Here is a 13,927-nt window from a genome sequence, read left to right as displayed (position 1 = left end):
CGCAGGCGGCAAATGCCAATAGCTTGGGCGCGAGTCGGGGGTCTGCCTTGCCAACTCCAGGAGTAAGGGACAACCCAATGGAGGTTCGCCAGGACACCCGAGAACAAGTGAAGCGAGTGCTGCTGGTGGCCCTAGCCGTCAACATCAGCATGACGCTGTTGAAATTGCTGCTGGGGCTATTGAGTGGCTCACTAGCCGTGCTGGCGGATGCCATGCACAGTGCCACTGACGGATTTTCGAGTCTGTTAGGACTTGTGACCAATGGACTTTCGGATCCAGAACCAGACCGGGACCATCCCTACGGGCACCACAAGTACGAAGCGGTCGGTGCCCTGGCTATTGCAGCCTTCATCCTGTTCACTGCCTTCGAGATCCTGCAGGCCGCCCTCGAACGTCTTCGCAACGGACTACAGCCGTTGCGAATGGACAGCCGGGAGCTACTGGTACTACTGCTCGTGCTCGGCATCAACATTCTGTTAGCTAGCTACGAGCGGGCCGAGGGGCGAAGGCTAGGCAGTCCCCTCCTCAAGGCAGATGCGGCCCACACCAGCAGCGACATCTGGACAACGGCGGTGGTGCTGGTGGGCCTGGCCGGAGCGCTGTGGCTCAACCTCAGTTGGCTCGATGTTGCCCTAGCAATTCCGCTGTGCTTGCTGCTGGTGCGGGTCTGCTGGTCGGTGCTGCGAACCAACCTGCCCCAGTTGGTTGATCAGATCGCCATTGCTCCGGAGGCCATTCACCAGGTCGCGATGGAAGTTGCTGGGGTGCTCAACTGCCACGACATCGCCAGCCGCGGGGTGCTCGGCCAGCAGGTGTTTATCGACATGCACATGGTGGTGGACGCCAATGACCTGCCAACGGCGCACCGGATCACCGAATTGGTGGAGGAGCACCTAGAGGCCCGTTTTGGTCGGGTGCGCTGCACGATCCACCTCGAACCCCGCGAATACGCAAGCGCCGCAATCACCTTTAAGGGCACCCATGGCTGAGCAGCTGCCGCAATTGACACTCCCGCAATTGACCCTTAGGCAGCAGGCCCAGCTGCTGGATTGGGCAGTGGAGCTTCAGGGTGCTCCCATTTGGGTTGGCAGCCTGCCGGTGGCCCTGCTTGAGCGCTGCTGGCTGAGGCTGCGCCGCATATCACTGGAGCAGCTTGCCCTGGTGCTGCCGCCAGATGCCAGTGCTGAAGCACCAGAGCTGGTGCGCTATCGGGCCTGGATCGCCGCCGGACAGCCGGCCTGGTCAGCCCAGTTGCGCTGCTGGCAAGAATTCGGTCAACCGGCCTGCCAGGAGGCGCTGCGCCACTTTTGGGGTCACCAGGAGCGAGGCAACCACGGCTGGACATTTACTGCCTATCTGGAGCTGCTGGAGACCTATAGAAACCAGTTTCAACCAGGAAGCGTGCGGTCCTTGCCCCTGATCGTGCTAGCTCGCAGTGGGCAGCGGGAGCCCCATCGGCTGCACTGGCTCACCCCCCCTTTGGCCAGCCGATGCGGCACACTTGCCCCTGACTGCACAGGCTGAGGCGATGGCCGACGAAACCACCCCCTCTCAATCTCGCGATGACCAGGGAGGGCGCGCCGGTGGCGGCCGCCCGCCAGGCAACCGCGAACCCGGCGGATTCCGCATCCGCCTCAGCGACAACGAGATGCGTGCCGCTAGAGCCATTCAGGAGGGCTTCGCGCTGCGCTCCACGGTTGCTGCCCTGGGATTCGCCATTCGCACGGTGGCCCAGCTGCTCGAGGATGGAAAGCTCGACGAACTAGTCGCTCAGCAAAGGGCCCAGGCCGGTCCACGGGGTGATGCCCCACGCGCAGAACGCCGGCCGGGGGGTGGCGAGAGCCGGGTGATCCGCCAGGAGCGGGCACCTCGAATCGATCCCTTTGCTCGCCCAAGCAAGCCTCCTGCTCCCGTGGCTGAGCCCATCGAGACCAACTCTGAAGAGGATGCCGCTGACGAGCAGATCGAAGCTGCCGCCGAAGAGCTTGCCCCCGAGAGCACTGAGAGTACCGACTACTCTGAGAGCACCGAAAATCCTGAGAGCACCGCGAGCTGAGTCCCATGGCACGGCCGAGGGTTTTGTCTGGGGTGCAACCCACTGGGGCTCTGCACCTCGGCAACTGGCTGGGCGCAATCCGTAATTGGGTTGATCTCCAGAGCAGCCACGAAACCTTTTTTTGTGTGGTGGATCTTCATGCGATCACAGTTCCCCATCAGCCAGCCCAGCTCGCCGAGGACACGCTCTCAACAGCAGCTCTCTATCTCGCCTGCGGCATAGATCCCGATCGCTCAACCGTGTTCGTGCAGAGCCACGTGAGCGCCCACTGCGAACTTGCCTGGCTGCTCAACTGCGTCACCCCGCTCAATTGGCTGGAGCGGATGATCCAGTTCAAGGAAAAGGCAATCAAACAGGGAGACCAGGTGTCTGTGGGCCTGTTGGATTACCCGGTGCTGATGGCTGCCGACATCCTGCTCTACGACGCTGATCTGGTGCCGGTGGGGGAGGACCAAAAGCAGCACCTTGAACTCGCCCGCGACATTGCCCAGCAGCGCATCAACGCCCGTTTTGGCAAGCGCAATCCAGATGGTGAGTTGATTCCAGTGCTGAAGGTGCCCGAGCCCTTGATTTTGCGAGAAGGGGCCCGGGTGATGAGCCTCACCGATGGCAGCTCAAAGATGAGCAAAAGCGACCCCAACGAGGGCTCGCGGATCAGCTTGCTGGATCCGCCGGAACTGGTGGTTAAAAAAATCAAACGGGCCAAAACCGACCCCACCATGGGGCTGGAATTCGGTAATCCGGAGCGCCCGGAAGCAGACAACCTTCTTGGGCTCTACGCCCTGCTGGCCGGCAAAAGCCGTTCGCAGGCAGCCGAGCAGTGCGGCGCCATGGGCTGGGGCGCTTTTAAGCCCCTGCTGGCAGAAGCTGCCGTAGAGGCCTTAAGGCCCGTGCAGCAGCGTTATCAGGAGTGGCGGCAGCAGCCAGGCGCGGTGGCAGAGGTGCTGCGCAATGGCCAACACAAGGCTGCGGCCGTGGCCGATGAGACCCTCAAACGGGTGCGGGAAACTCTGGGTTTCTTGCCGCCCGCCTAGGAACTTTCTCGGCAGTTCAGGCCGGCAAAGGCTGGCCCTGGCTCCAGCCCCAGAGCCGCAGCAGCCAGTAGCCAAATGCGAGCAGCGCAGCGGCACAGGCCAACTGCAGCAGCTGCCGAGACGCCAGGCGGCCACCTAAGAGAGTCCAGAGCCCCAGGGCCAGCGCTAGCCCCACCAGCACCGGGCCAAATGCATGCCACTCCAGGGCCTGGGCGAGGTCGCCATGCAGAGTCGCCAGCACGGAGCGCGTTAAGTAGCAGGTGGGGCAGGGTATGCCCGTGAGCTGACGCAGGGGGCAACTCCACAACCCCATGGGCACCGACGCTCCAGCCGCCAGCCCTATCAACAGCAAAAAACGTCCCTGTCTCAAGGCTCCTTGTAGATCACCCGGCCCCGATCGTCATTGCCGACATCCAGCAGCTCAGCATGGAGCAACCTTTGGATCTCATCACGCACCTGGCGACTCTCCACCCCAGCCGGCAACTCCATCTCGACGAGGGCGTCATTGAGGGTGAAGCCCAGCTCACCTCTGCGCCTAGCCAGATGAACTAGCTGCCGCTCAACCGAGAGGGTCGAGCCTGATAACACCAAAGGCCGGTTGGCCTGATCAACCAGTTCGGGCATCAACCAGAGATCAACCAATTGGCCCACGAAGCAGAGGCCAAAAGTGAGCAACCAGAGAGTGCCGCTGAGGGGCTTGCGGTTGTAAAAGCGATGCACGCCACACACTCCCACCAGGCCTAGGGCCCAGAGGACGTAGCTCAAAGCCAGGTTGCGGCGCTCGACCATCACGGCAGGGTCACCCCATGCCGGCGCAGGGCCGCCGAAAGATTCCACACCGACAAAACCAGTTGATGCCAAGGAGCCAGGGTCTCCATCTCGAGGGCCATTGGTATCGGAGCCGCCTGGCGCAAGCTGGTGGCAGCGCAGAGTTCCTTGCGGGCCAGCACCAGGTGATCGCGCAGGATCAGCTGCTGGTCTTGGGGCATCACGGTTTCCGGACAGTGATCTAGCAGCAACAAACCCCGTTCAAAACAGGAACTGAAGTCGTCGAGCAAGGACCCAAGCAGCTGATCAAGCAGGACGCCGGGGGATTCATGCTCGGGTGTTGGAGGAGAAAAACCCATAGATCCAGCTTAGGAGCGCTGCGTAGGATCGAGATTCGCCTTAGTTAGCCGCGCGATCAGTGCCCGTGAACCCAAGCAGCTCCGAGCCCGCACCGATCGCCCTGCCCAAAACCAGCGAAAGCAACCAGCTGCTGCGCATCCGTCACTCGATGAGCCATGTGCTTGCCATGGCGGTGCAGAAGCTCTTTCCCCAGGCCCAAGTCACCATTGGCCCTTGGACCGAGAGCGGCTTCTATTACGACTTCGACAATCCCGATCCCTTCACCGAGGCCGATCTCAAGGCAATAAAAAAGGAGATGGGCAAGATCATTGGCCGGCGTCTGCCGCTTGAGCGGATCGAAGTAAGCCGCACTGAAGCCGAGGCCAGGATCAAAGCCCAAAACGAGCCTTACAAACTGGAGATCCTGGCAGGGATCCAGGAGCCCATAAGTCTTTACACCCTGGGCGAGGAGTGGTGGGACCTCTGCGCCGGGCCCCACGTAGCCAACACCAGCGAGCTCAACCCCAAGGCCTTCGAGCTTGAGAGCGTCGCCGGCGCCTATTGGCGTGGCGATGAAACCAAAGCCCAGCTGCAGCGCATCTACGGCACCGCCTGGGAAACCCCCGAGCAGCTGGCGGAACACAAGCGGCGCAAGGAAGAGGCCAAACGACGGGACCACAGGCGATTGGGCACCGACCTGAATCTGTTCTCGATCGAGGATGAGGCCGGGGCTGGGCTGGTGTTCTGGCATCCCCGCGGGGCGCGGATGCGCCTTTTGATCGAGGATTTTTGGCGTCAGGCCCATTTCGCAGCTGGATACGAACTGCTGTACACACCACACGTGGCTGATATCAGCCTGTGGAAAACGTCAGGCCACCTCGACTTCTATGCCGAGAGCATGTTTGGCCCCATGCAAGTAGATGAGCGGCAATACCAGCTCAAGCCCATGAACTGCCCCTTTCACGTGCTCACTTACGCAAGCACCCTGCGGAGTTACCGGGAGCTGCCAATTCGCTGGGCCGAATTGGGCACCGTTTATCGCTACGAGCGCCCGGGTGTGATGCACGGCCTAATGCGGGTGCGCGGCTTCACCCAGGACGACGCCCACGTGTTTTGCCTACCAGAGCAGATCAGCGATGAGATCCTGCGCATTCTTGATCTCACAGAGGAGATCCTTTCCACCTTCGATTTCAAGACCTACGAAATAAACCTCTCCACCAGGCCGGAGAAATCAATCGGCGAAGACGCCGTATGGGAACTGGCAACCCAAGGCCTGATCGAGGCCCTCGATCGCAAGGGCTGGGCATACAAGATCGATGAAGGCGGCGGCGCCTTCTACGGACCCAAGATCGACCTGAAAATCGAGGATGCCATCGGGCGAATGTGGCAGTGCTCCACCATCCAGCTCGATTTCAACCTGCCAGAACGGTTCGAACTGGAGTACGTAGCCGCAGATGGCTCAAGAATGCGCCCGATCATGATTCACCGGGCCATCTTCGGTTCGCTGGAGCGGTTTTTCGGGATCATGACCGAGAACTACGCCGGCGATTTCCCCTTCTGGCTGGCGCCCGAGCAGATCCGGCTGCTGCCCGTTACCGATGAGGTGATGCCCTACGCCGAGCAGCTACTGGAGCAGCTCAAGGCCGCTGGCATCCGCGCCACCCTGGACCATTCCGGCGAGCGCCTCGGCAAGCTGATTCGCAACGGCGAGCAGATGAAAATCCCCCTGTTGGGAGTGATCGGCGCCAAGGAGGCTGAAACAGGTGCCGTGAGCCTGCGCAGCAGGCGCGAAGGCGAGCTCGGCAGCGTGGCCGTGGCCAACCTGCTGGCTGCAGCAGTGACGGCAAATGCCGAGCGGGCAGCAGGCCTAGGCCTGCCGGCGGTCCCAACACCCGGCCAGTGACCACCCTCCTAGCTGGGGACATCGGCGGCACCAAGACCCTTCTCGCCCTGTATCAGCTGCAGGCCGGGGGTGAATTGGAGCTGCTGCGCAGTGAGCGCTACCTATCCGCCGACTGGGACGACCTAGCCCCAATGCTTGACAGCTTTCTGGGTGTTGGCCAGCCCACCCCAGCTGCCGCCTGCCTGGCGGTGGCTGGGCCGGTGGAGGCAGGTCAAGCCCAACTAACCAACCTCCACTGGCAGCTCGATGGCAGCCAGCTGGCTGCTGCCACAGGTATAGGGCGGTTTGAGCTGGTCAATGATTTCGCCGTATTGATCTACGGCCTGCCCCACCTCACCTCAGAGCAACAGGCGCCAATCCGCCCGGGGGTGGCGATGCCGGATGCACCCCTGCTGGTGCTCGGTGCGGGAACGGGCTTGGGAGTGGCCTACGGCGTACCAACCCCAACTGGGCTGGTAGCGATGGCTAGCGAGGCCGCCCACGCTGAATTTGCCCCCCGCAGCCAGCAGGAATGGGAGCTCAAGCAGTGGCTCGCCCAAGAGCGGGGCCTGGAGCGGGTCTCGATCGAGCGGGTGGTGAGCGGCACGGGCCTGGGCGAAGTGGCGCGCTGGCTGCTTCAAATCCGCGACCCCGGCGGAGACCATCCCCTTTTGCCGCTAGCCGAGGGGTCGGAACTGCCCGCTGCCGTGGCAGCCAGCGCTGCCCTAGGGGAAAGCCTGGCCTGCGAAGCCTTGGAGATCTGGATCGGCTGCTACGGCAGTGTGTGTGGCGATCTGGCCCTGGCTGGTCTGAGCCGGGGAGGGGTGTGGTTGGCCGGCGGCACCGCAGGAAAACTGCTGGAGACCCTGCGCTCGCCCACCTTTAACCGGGCTTTCCTTAATAAAGGTCGGCTTGAGCCGGTGCTGGCAAGCATGCCGATCACGGCCGTGGTCGATCCGGCCATTGGCCAATTCAGCGCGGCCTGCCGGGCGCGCATGCTGCTGGCCTGAGACACTGGGCGCAGCAGAAGTTGTCCCATGGTGCGCCCCCGGGTCGGACAAGGGGTTGAGGTTCACGTTCCCGCCACCACCGCCAATGTGGGCCCAGGCTTTGACTGTCTGGGGGCTGCCCTGGATCTCGACAATGTCTTCCAGATGCGCTGCATTGAGGGAGGCAGCGAGCGCTTTGATCTGATTATTGAAGGTACCGAGGGTGCCCACCTACGCGGTGGGCCCGACAACCTGGTGTACCGCTCGGCCCAACGGGTGTGGAAAGAAGCTGGCGAGGAGCCGGTGGCCCTTGAGGCAAGAGTGCGGCTGGCGGTGCCGCCGGCACGAGGTCTAGGCAGCAGCGCCACTGCGATCGTGGCTGGGCTGATCGGCGCCAATGCGCTGGTGGGCGAGCCCCTCAGCCGCGAGAAGCTCCTGGAGTTGGCCATCGATATCGAAGGCCATCCCGACAACGTGGTGCCCTCCCTGGTGGGGGGATTGTGCATGACAGCCAAAGCGGCGTCGCACCGCTGGCGGGTGGTGCGCTGTGAGTGGTCGCCCCTGGTGCAGGCCGTGGTGGCAATCCCCGCTATCCGGCTCACTACCAGCGAAGCAAGGCGGGCCATGCCCAAATCAATTCCGGTGGGGGATGCGGTTATCAACCTGGGCTCCCTCACCTTGCTGCTGCAGGGGCTGCGCACCGGCAATGGCGACCTGATCACCGATGGCATGCACGACCGCCTGCATGAGCCCTACCGCTGGGGCCTGATCCACGGTGGCAAGGCCGTGAGGGAGGCGGCTCTAGCCGCGGGAGCCTGGGGTTGCGTGATCAGTGGCGCCGGTCCAAGCCTGCTAGCCCTTTGCCCCAAACCAGCGGCCGAGAACGTCAGCAGAGCGATGGTGCGGGCCTGGCACCAAGCCGGTGTTGAGTCCCGCTCCGAGGTGCTGGCCATACAGCAACTGGGCAGCCGCTGGGAGCACTTGCCAGACCAGAAGCTAGGTGCCAGTGAGTAAATTTACTCAGTCGAGCGACTGGGGCTGATAGGTTGGTTGCCGATTTGAACAGTGCCTGACCTCGGCTTTGTTCAGCGAATCACCAGATCTGCAATCGGGCCGTGATGGACGTCAACATGCCCCTGCTAGCCGCGTCCAGCCTGGTCGCTCCAGCAGCGGAATCGGCCTTTCCCTGGCTGAGCCTGATCGTGCTGCTGCCAGCAGCAGTCGCCCTGGTAATGCCGCTGCTGCCGGGAGATGGCAGCGACCCCAAGTGGCCCCGCACCCTGGCCCTCGCCACCCTGGCGATTGACCTTGGCCTGATGGTGTTCTGCTTTAGCAGGCACTTCGATGGCTCCAGCAGTGATTTGCAACTGGTGGAAAGGGTCAGTTGGGTGCCGGCCATGGGCCTGGAGTGGTCCCTGGCAGCTGATGGCCTTTCCACGCCGCTGGTGCTGCTCTCAGGCCTGGTAACCCTGCTTTCGGTGGCAGCCAGCTGGAACATCAAGACCAAAACCCGCCTCTATTTCGCCCTGATGCTGGTTCAGGCCTCAGCCCAGGGCCTGGTTTTTCTCTCACAAGACTTTCTGCTTTTCTTCCTTGCCTGGGAGCTTGAGCTGGTTCCGGTATATCTATTAATCGCAATCTGGGGTGGCAAGCAACGTCAATATGCGGCCACTAAGTTTATTTTATATACCGCCACAGCTTCCCTATTGATCCTGCTGAGCGGCCTTGCTCTTGCCTTCTCAGGCGACAGCTTCAGCTTCAACCTCTCAGAGCTAGCCAGCCGTTCCCCCGGTGGCACCTTTGGCCTGCTCTGTTATCTGGGCTTCCTGGTGGGCTTCGGGGTGAAATTGCCAATGTTCCCCCTGCACACCTGGCTGCCAGACGCCCACGGCGAAGCCAATGCGCCCGTATCAATGTTGCTGGCAGGGGTGCTGCTGAAGATGGGTGGCTACGCCCTGCTGCGCTTCAACGTGCAGATGCTTCCGGAGGTGCATCTAAGGCTCGCCCCAGCCCTAATTGTGCTCGGCATTGTCAACATCGTCTACGGAGCCCTGAATGCTTTTGCCCAGGACAATGTCAAACGGCGAATAGCCTGCAGCTCCGTGAGCCACATGGGTTTTGTGCTGCTCGGTATAGGTGCAGTAGATGCCCTTGGCATCAGCGGCGCCATGTTGCAGATGATCAGTCATGGACTGATCGCAGCTGCCATGTTCTTTGTTACCGGGGTGTTTTACGAACGCACCAAAACCCTTTCAATCCCCAACATGGGCGGCCTCGCCAAAGCCCTGCCGATCACCTTCGCCTTTTTCCTGGCCAGCTCTCTTGCTTCCCTTGCCCTGCCAGGCATGAGTGGCTTTGTGAGCGAGATCACGGTGTTCCTCGGCATCACCGCCAACGACGACTTCACCATCGGCTTCCGGGTGATCGCCATCGTGCTGGCGGCGATCGGACTAGTGCTAACCCCTGTTTATCTGCTCAGCCTCTGCCGCCGGGTGTTCTTCGGTCCCAGAATTCCGGCCCTAGCAGTGGTGGGCGACATGCGTCCAAGGGAGCTTTTTATTGGTCTCACCCTGCTGATACCAACGCTGGCGATTGGCTTTTGGCCGCGGCTGGCAATCGATGTCTATGAGGCCTCAACCAACGCTCTTGCCCAGCAATTGAGTGCAACTGCCCTGGTTGCCATGGGCCGGGTCACCGCCCTGGGCTAATTCACAAAAGCTTGCTGGATCGGCTGGAATGGGTTCACCAAATCCCCCATCCATGACCCTGAGCGCACCCCTGCCCTTGCTGGTTGGTCAGGGTCTTCCGCCCTTCGATGTGATCACGCCGGAGCAGGTAGAGCAGGCGATCCCTGCCTTACTAGGCGAGCTAAACGAATCGCTTTCCGCCCTAGAAGCCAGCCTTGAGCTGCGCTTAGGCGAATCCGAGTCGCTCAGCTGGGAGGAGGTTATGGAGCCTTTACACCAGCTTGGCGAGCGGTTGCGCTGGAGCTGGGGGGTGGTGAGCCATCTCAATGGCGTCTGCAACACACCAGCCCTGCGGGAGGCCCACCAACAGCAGCAGGGGGCCGTGGTGCAATTCGGCAACCGCGCTGGGCAATCGCGTCCTACATATCGGGCTCTCGAGGCACTGCAAGCCAATCCCAGCCAGCTCGATGCCACCCAGAGCCGCATCCTGGCGGCGGAGCTACGGGACATGCAATTGCGGGGCGTGGGCCTGGAGGGGCAGGAGCAGCAAGCCTTCAACGCCGCCTGTGAGCGGCTCGCCGAACTCGCCACCGCCTTCGGTAACCACGTGCTCGACGCCACCAACGGCTGGAGCCTCACTTTGAACAGCGAAGACGAACTGGCCGGCCTACCAGCCAGCCTGCGGCAGCTGCTGGCCCAAGCTGCGGCAGATGCCGGTGAAAGCGGCTGGCGCCTGGGGCTAGATATGCCGAGGGTGGTGCCCTTTCTCAAATTCAGTGAGCGCCGGGACCTGCGCGAAAAGGTCTACCGCGCCCAGGTGGGCAGGGCCGCCAGCGGCGAACTGGATAACAATCCCTTGATTGCCCAAATCCTGGAGCTGAAGTTGAAGCAAGCCCAGCTGCTGGGCTATGCCAACTGGGCCGAGGTAAGCCTGGCCTCGAAAATGGCAGGCTCGGTGCAAGAGGTGGAAGACCTACTTGAAGACCTGCGCGCTGCAGCATTCCCAGTGGCCCAGCAGGAGCTCGCCGCCCTTGCTGCCTGCGCCAGCCGCCACGGGGCACCAGAGGCAGCTGAGCTCAAGCCCTGGGACGTGAGCTACTGGGCAGAGGTGCTGCGTCAGGAGAGCTTCGAGCTCAACAGCGAGGCCCTCAGACCCTGGTTTTCCCTGGAGAAGGTACTGCAGGGGCTGTTTGTTCTTTGCCAGCGCCTGTTCGACATACAAATAGTGGCCGCAGATGGGGAAGCACCGATCTGGCATAGCGATGTGCGCTATTTCCGAGTGCTTGAAGCCCGTAACGGCGAGCCCCTAGCCGGCTTTTACCTTGATCCCTATAGCCGCCCTGGCAGCAAGCGAGGTGGAGCCTGGATGGATGAATGCCTCGGCCGCTCCCGCAGCGCCACCGGCGAGCCCGTGTTGCCGGTGGCCTACTTGATCTGCAACCAGAGCCCACCGGTAGGGGACACCCCCAGCCTGATGACCTTCGACGAGGTCGAAACCCTCTTCCACGAATTTGGTCATGGCCTCCAGCACATGCTCACCACGGTGGAGCGGCCCCAGGCCGCCGGTATCAACAACGTGGAGTGGGATGCGGTAGAGCTACCCAGCCAATTCATGGAGAACTGGTGCTACGACCGTGCCACCTTGATGGGCATGGCCCGCCACTGGCAGAGCGGCGAACCGCTACCGGAGGCCGAATACCAAAAGCTGCTGGCAGCTCGCACCTTCATGGCTGGCGGCGCCACCCTGCGCCAGGTGCACTTCGCCCTCACCGATCTACGCCTGCACAGCCAGTGGACCCCCGACAGCGGTGATAGTCCCGATCAACTGCGCCGCCATATCGCTGCCACCACAACGGTGCTTGAGCCCATAGCCGAGGACGCCTTCCTCTGCGCCTTCAGCCATATTTTCGCCGGCGGCTATGCGGCCGGCTACTACTCCTACAAGTGGGCTGAGGTGCTCAGCGCCGATGCCTTCAGCGCTTTCGAGGAGGTTGGCTTGGAGCAGGAGGAGGAGATCGTGGCCACCGGCCGCCGTTTCCGCGACACCGTGCTCAGCCTCGGTGGCAGCCGCTCCCCAGCTGAGGTGTTCGAAGCCTTCCGAGGGCGTCAGCCAAGCAGCGAGGCTCTTATCCGCCATTCCGGGCTGGTGGCCGCCTGATGGCCACTCCTGCACCGGAGCTGGTGGCGGTCGCCGAGGCCTTCGCCCTCCCCGGACCTGTCACAACGATTGCGCCCCTAGGTAACGGCAACGTCAACGACACCTATTTATTGGAGGTGCACTCGGGGGGGGCAGCAGCACGCCGCTACGTGTTGCAAAGGCTCAATACCCGGGTGTTTCCCCAGCCGGAGCTGGTGATGCAAAACCTGGAGGCGCTCAGCGAACATGCCGAGCAGCACCCTCTGATCGGACAACGATGGGAAGTGCCGCGGCTAATCGCAAACCGTCATACCGGCCGACCCTGGCTATGGGCAGAGGGCCAATTTTGGCGTTTACAGAGCTTCATCGAAGAGGCCGTGACGGTTGAGGCGATCACGGACCGGGAGCAGGCCCGGCAGGTAGGCCGCGGCCTAGGGCTATTCCACTTCCTGATCAGCGACCTGCCCCCAGAGCAACTAGCCGACACCCTGCCGGGTTTCCACGTCACACCGACCTACCTGGCGGCCTACGACCAAGCTTTGCTATGCAGCCCAATAGGTCATGACGATCGGGAGCAATGGTGTGCGGCATTCGTGGAGCAACGCCGCGAACTGGCGCCGATCCTTGAGGACGCCAATAAAGCGGGCCTTCTGCAGCTGCGGCCTATTCACGGCGACCCCAAAATCAACAATGTGATGCTCTGCGCCCACACGGGAACTGCCGTGAGCATGGTGGATCTAGACACAGTTAAGCCAGGCCTGGTGCACTACGACATTGGTGATTGCTTGCGTTCAGCCTGCAATCCAGCGGGGGAAGAAGCCTGTGAACCTGATAGCGTCAAATTTGATCTCGATCTCTGCGAGATCCTCCTAGAGGGCTACCTGGACGCGGCAAGAACATTCCTAAGCGATACAGACCTGGATTACATCTACGTGTCGGCAAGGCTGATCAGCTTCGAGCTAGGCCTGCGCTTCTTAAGCGACCATCTAGCAGGCAATGTCTACTTTCGTACCACCCATGCAAACCACAACCTCGATAGGGCTTTGGTCCAATTTCGTCTCACCGAAAGCATTGAGGCCCAGGAAGAACAAATCCGGCAGATTGTGGCAAAACTGCGATGAACACCACTAGCTTCAAATTAATTCCTTTTGCAGCCGAAATGCAGGGAGAACTTGCCCTCTACTCACTCCATGGCCAACTCAGCATGGCTGAGAATACTCTGCAGATCACATTCCAGCTTGAGGGCGAACTAGCCAAGTTGAGGATTGCTCATAGCAGCGGCCCACCACTGCGACAAGACCTTCTTTGGCAAGCAACCTGCCTGGAATTCTTTCTTGCCGCTGCAGGTAACAGCGACTACTGGGAGTACAACCTTTCGCCCGCCGGTCACTGGAACGTCTATCACCTAGAGGGCTACCGGCAGGGGCTAGCTGAGGAACCTGCTTACAAGCAACTCCCCTTCAGTGTGATGGGTGATGACAAACAATTGAGCTTGAGCCTTACTTGCGCGCTGCCACCAGCGCTGGCCAGCCACCGGGCAGCTGAGGGGATCGAAGTTGGGGTCTCCGCCGTACTCCAAAGCTCCAACGGAGAGCTGGCCTACTGGGCCGTGGCCCATCCTGGCAGCGAACCTGACTTTCACCACAGAAGCGGGTTCTGCCTCAAATTTGCCTAGTGATGCCGGCTGCGCCGCACCGCCACAATCCCGCCAAAGCCTGACACCGGGGCCTGACACTTGCGCAGTTCAAGGCGGAGCGGCACCGGGCCATAAAGCTCCTCGATCCGTTCGAGAATCCTCTCGCTGTAGTGCTCCAGGGTTTGGCAGCGCAGGCTGCGGGCCTGTTTTTGCAGGGCGGTGATCAACTGGCTGTAGTCGAGGGTGTCGCCTAGGGCATCACTGCGCCCAGCAGCACTGAGATCCACGCCCAATTCCAGATCCAGCTCAAACCACTGGCCATCCCTGCGCTCGAAATCGAGCACCCCCACATGGGCCCAAAGCCGCAGGCCGCGCACCTGAATCGCATCGCTCATGGCA

15 protein-coding genes are annotated in these 13,927 nt (G+C 61.8%); 11 read left to right on the top strand and 4 right to left on the bottom strand.

Annotated elements, in window-relative coordinates; translation table 11 throughout:
• Positions 1 to 77 precede the first annotated feature (77 nt).
• Genes KBY74_RS01865 through trpS form a run of 4 tightly spaced genes read left to right on the top strand, consistent with a single transcriptional unit; the run spans position 78 to position 3,090 of the window.
• Positions 78 to 989, top strand: coding sequence for a cation diffusion facilitator family transporter (locus KBY74_RS01865; RefSeq protein ID WP_254941273.1), 912 nt, complete (start codon positions 78 to 80; stop codon positions 987 to 989).
• On the top strand, positions 982 to 1,524 hold the full coding sequence (locus KBY74_RS01860) for a hypothetical protein (RefSeq protein ID WP_254941245.1): 543 nt from the start codon (positions 982 to 984) through the stop codon (positions 1,522 to 1,524). Before KBY74_RS01865 ends, KBY74_RS01860 begins: the two co-directional genes overlap by 8 nt.
• Complete coding sequence (locus tag KBY74_RS01855) at positions 1,502 to 2,056, top strand: hypothetical protein (RefSeq protein WP_396123059.1); 555 nt, start codon at positions 1,502 to 1,504, stop codon at positions 2,054 to 2,056. The genes KBY74_RS01860 and KBY74_RS01855 overlap by 23 nt, the downstream gene beginning before the upstream one ends.
• A 5-nt stretch (positions 2,057 to 2,061) precedes the next feature.
• The gene (gene trpS, locus KBY74_RS01850; RefSeq protein ID WP_254941244.1) at positions 2,062 to 3,090 is read left to right on the top strand and encodes a tryptophan--tRNA ligase; all 1,029 of its coding nucleotides are present in this window, start codon (positions 2,062 to 2,064) and stop codon (positions 3,088 to 3,090) included.
• A gap of 16 nt (positions 3,091 to 3,106) precedes the next feature.
• Here the strand turns inward: trpS and KBY74_RS01845 are convergent, their stop codons facing one another.
• Genes KBY74_RS01845 through KBY74_RS01835 form a run of 3 tightly spaced genes read right to left on the bottom strand, consistent with a single transcriptional unit; the run spans position 3,107 to position 4,217 of the window.
• Entirely contained in the window at positions 3,107 to 3,460 is a 354-nt protein-coding gene (locus tag KBY74_RS01845; protein ID WP_254941243.1) for a DUF2752 domain-containing protein, read from the bottom strand.
• Complete coding sequence (locus KBY74_RS01840; RefSeq protein ID WP_254941242.1) at positions 3,457 to 3,879, bottom strand: TM2 domain-containing protein; 423 nt, start codon at positions 3,877 to 3,879, stop codon at positions 3,457 to 3,459. The genes KBY74_RS01845 and KBY74_RS01840 overlap by 4 nt, the downstream gene beginning before the upstream one ends.
• Entirely contained in the window at positions 3,879 to 4,217 is a 339-nt protein-coding gene (locus KBY74_RS01835; protein WP_254941241.1) for a DUF2605 family protein, read from the bottom strand. The genes KBY74_RS01840 and KBY74_RS01835 overlap by 1 nt, the downstream gene beginning before the upstream one ends.
• A 149-nt stretch (positions 4,218 to 4,366) precedes the next feature.
• Here KBY74_RS01835 and thrS point away from each other — a divergent pair, with 149 nt between their 5' ends.
• The 7 genes from thrS to KBY74_RS01800 all read left to right on the top strand — a co-directional run bounded on the left by thrS (position 4,367) and on the right by KBY74_RS01800 (position 13,567).
• Positions 4,367 to 6,100 (top strand): threonine--tRNA ligase, encoded by a 1,734-nt coding sequence (gene thrS, locus KBY74_RS01830; RefSeq protein WP_254941271.1) that lies wholly within the window; start codon positions 4,367 to 4,369, stop codon positions 6,098 to 6,100.
• On the top strand, positions 6,097 to 7,089 hold the full coding sequence (locus KBY74_RS01825; RefSeq protein ID WP_254941240.1) for a glucokinase: 993 nt from the start codon (positions 6,097 to 6,099) through the stop codon (positions 7,087 to 7,089). The genes thrS and KBY74_RS01825 overlap by 4 nt, the downstream gene beginning before the upstream one ends.
• 27 nt (positions 7,090 to 7,116) lie before the next feature.
• Positions 7,117 to 8,082, top strand: coding sequence for a homoserine kinase (gene thrB, locus KBY74_RS01820; RefSeq protein ID WP_254941239.1), 966 nt, complete (start codon positions 7,117 to 7,119; stop codon positions 8,080 to 8,082).
• A 104-nt stretch (positions 8,083 to 8,186) separates the two neighbouring features.
• Positions 8,187 to 9,776 (top strand): NAD(P)H-quinone oxidoreductase subunit 4, encoded by a 1,590-nt coding sequence (locus KBY74_RS01815; RefSeq protein WP_254941270.1) that lies wholly within the window; start codon positions 8,187 to 8,189, stop codon positions 9,774 to 9,776.
• Between the two features lie 52 nt (positions 9,777 to 9,828).
• Positions 9,829 to 11,913 carry a M3 family metallopeptidase gene (locus KBY74_RS01810; protein WP_254941238.1) on the top strand — a complete coding sequence of 695 codons (2,085 nt, stop codon included), beginning with the start codon at positions 9,829 to 9,831 and terminating at the stop codon, positions 11,911 to 11,913.
• A complete protein-coding gene (locus KBY74_RS01805) occupies positions 11,913 to 13,013 on the top strand; it encodes a phosphotransferase enzyme family protein (protein ID WP_254941237.1) in 1,101 nt (366 codons plus the stop codon). Before KBY74_RS01810 ends, KBY74_RS01805 begins: the two co-directional genes overlap by 1 nt.
• Complete coding sequence (locus tag KBY74_RS01800; RefSeq protein ID WP_254941236.1) at positions 13,010 to 13,567, top strand: DOMON-like domain-containing protein; 558 nt, start codon at positions 13,010 to 13,012, stop codon at positions 13,565 to 13,567. The genes KBY74_RS01805 and KBY74_RS01800 overlap by 4 nt, the downstream gene beginning before the upstream one ends.
• Here the strand turns inward: KBY74_RS01800 and KBY74_RS01795 are convergent.
• The gene (locus KBY74_RS01795; RefSeq protein ID WP_254941235.1) at positions 13,564 to 13,923 is read right to left on the bottom strand and encodes a dihydroneopterin aldolase; all 360 of its coding nucleotides are present in this window, start codon (positions 13,921 to 13,923) and stop codon (positions 13,564 to 13,566) included. The two genes, KBY74_RS01800 and KBY74_RS01795, sit on opposite strands and share 4 nt — an antisense overlap.
• Positions 13,924 to 13,927 lie beyond the last annotated feature (4 nt).

Source organism: Cyanobium sp. A1C-AMD (assembly GCF_024346495.1).
Taxonomy (GTDB): domain Bacteria; phylum Cyanobacteriota; class Cyanobacteriia; order PCC-6307; family Cyanobiaceae; genus Cyanobium_A; species Cyanobium_A usitatum.
Note: the sequence above shows the minus strand (reverse complement) of the source record. Positions and strands in the feature narration are given on the sequence as shown.

Coding starts and splice junctions, on each gene's coding strand:
- KBY74_RS01800 (WP_254941236.1), top strand. CDS start 13,010: ATGAACACCACTAGCTTCAAATTAATTCCTTTTGCAGCCGAAATGCAG.
- KBY74_RS01810 (WP_254941238.1), top strand. CDS start 9,829: ATGACCCTGAGCGCACCCCTGCCCTTGCTGGTTGGTCAGGGTCTTCCG.
- KBY74_RS01815 (WP_254941270.1), top strand. CDS start 8,187: ATGGACGTCAACATGCCCCTGCTAGCCGCGTCCAGCCTGGTCGCTCCA.
- trpS (WP_254941244.1), top strand. CDS start 2,062: ATGGCACGGCCGAGGGTTTTGTCTGGGGTGCAACCCACTGGGGCTCTG.
- KBY74_RS01795 (WP_254941235.1), bottom strand. CDS start 13,923: ATGAGCGATGCGATTCAGGTGCGCGGCCTGCGGCTTTGGGCCCATGTG.
- KBY74_RS01835 (WP_254941241.1), bottom strand. CDS start 4,217: ATGGGTTTTTCTCCTCCAACACCCGAGCATGAATCCCCCGGCGTCCTG.
- KBY74_RS01805 (WP_254941237.1), top strand. CDS start 11,913: ATGGCCACTCCTGCACCGGAGCTGGTGGCGGTCGCCGAGGCCTTCGCC.
- KBY74_RS01865 (WP_254941273.1), top strand. CDS start 78: ATGGAGGTTCGCCAGGACACCCGAGAACAAGTGAAGCGAGTGCTGCTG.
- thrB (WP_254941239.1), top strand. CDS start 7,117: ATGGTGCGCCCCCGGGTCGGACAAGGGGTTGAGGTTCACGTTCCCGCC.
- KBY74_RS01860 (WP_254941245.1), top strand. CDS start 982: ATGGCTGAGCAGCTGCCGCAATTGACACTCCCGCAATTGACCCTTAGG.
- KBY74_RS01840 (WP_254941242.1), bottom strand. CDS start 3,879: ATGGTCGAGCGCCGCAACCTGGCTTTGAGCTACGTCCTCTGGGCCCTA.
- thrS (WP_254941271.1), top strand. CDS start 4,367: ATGAGCCATGTGCTTGCCATGGCGGTGCAGAAGCTCTTTCCCCAGGCC.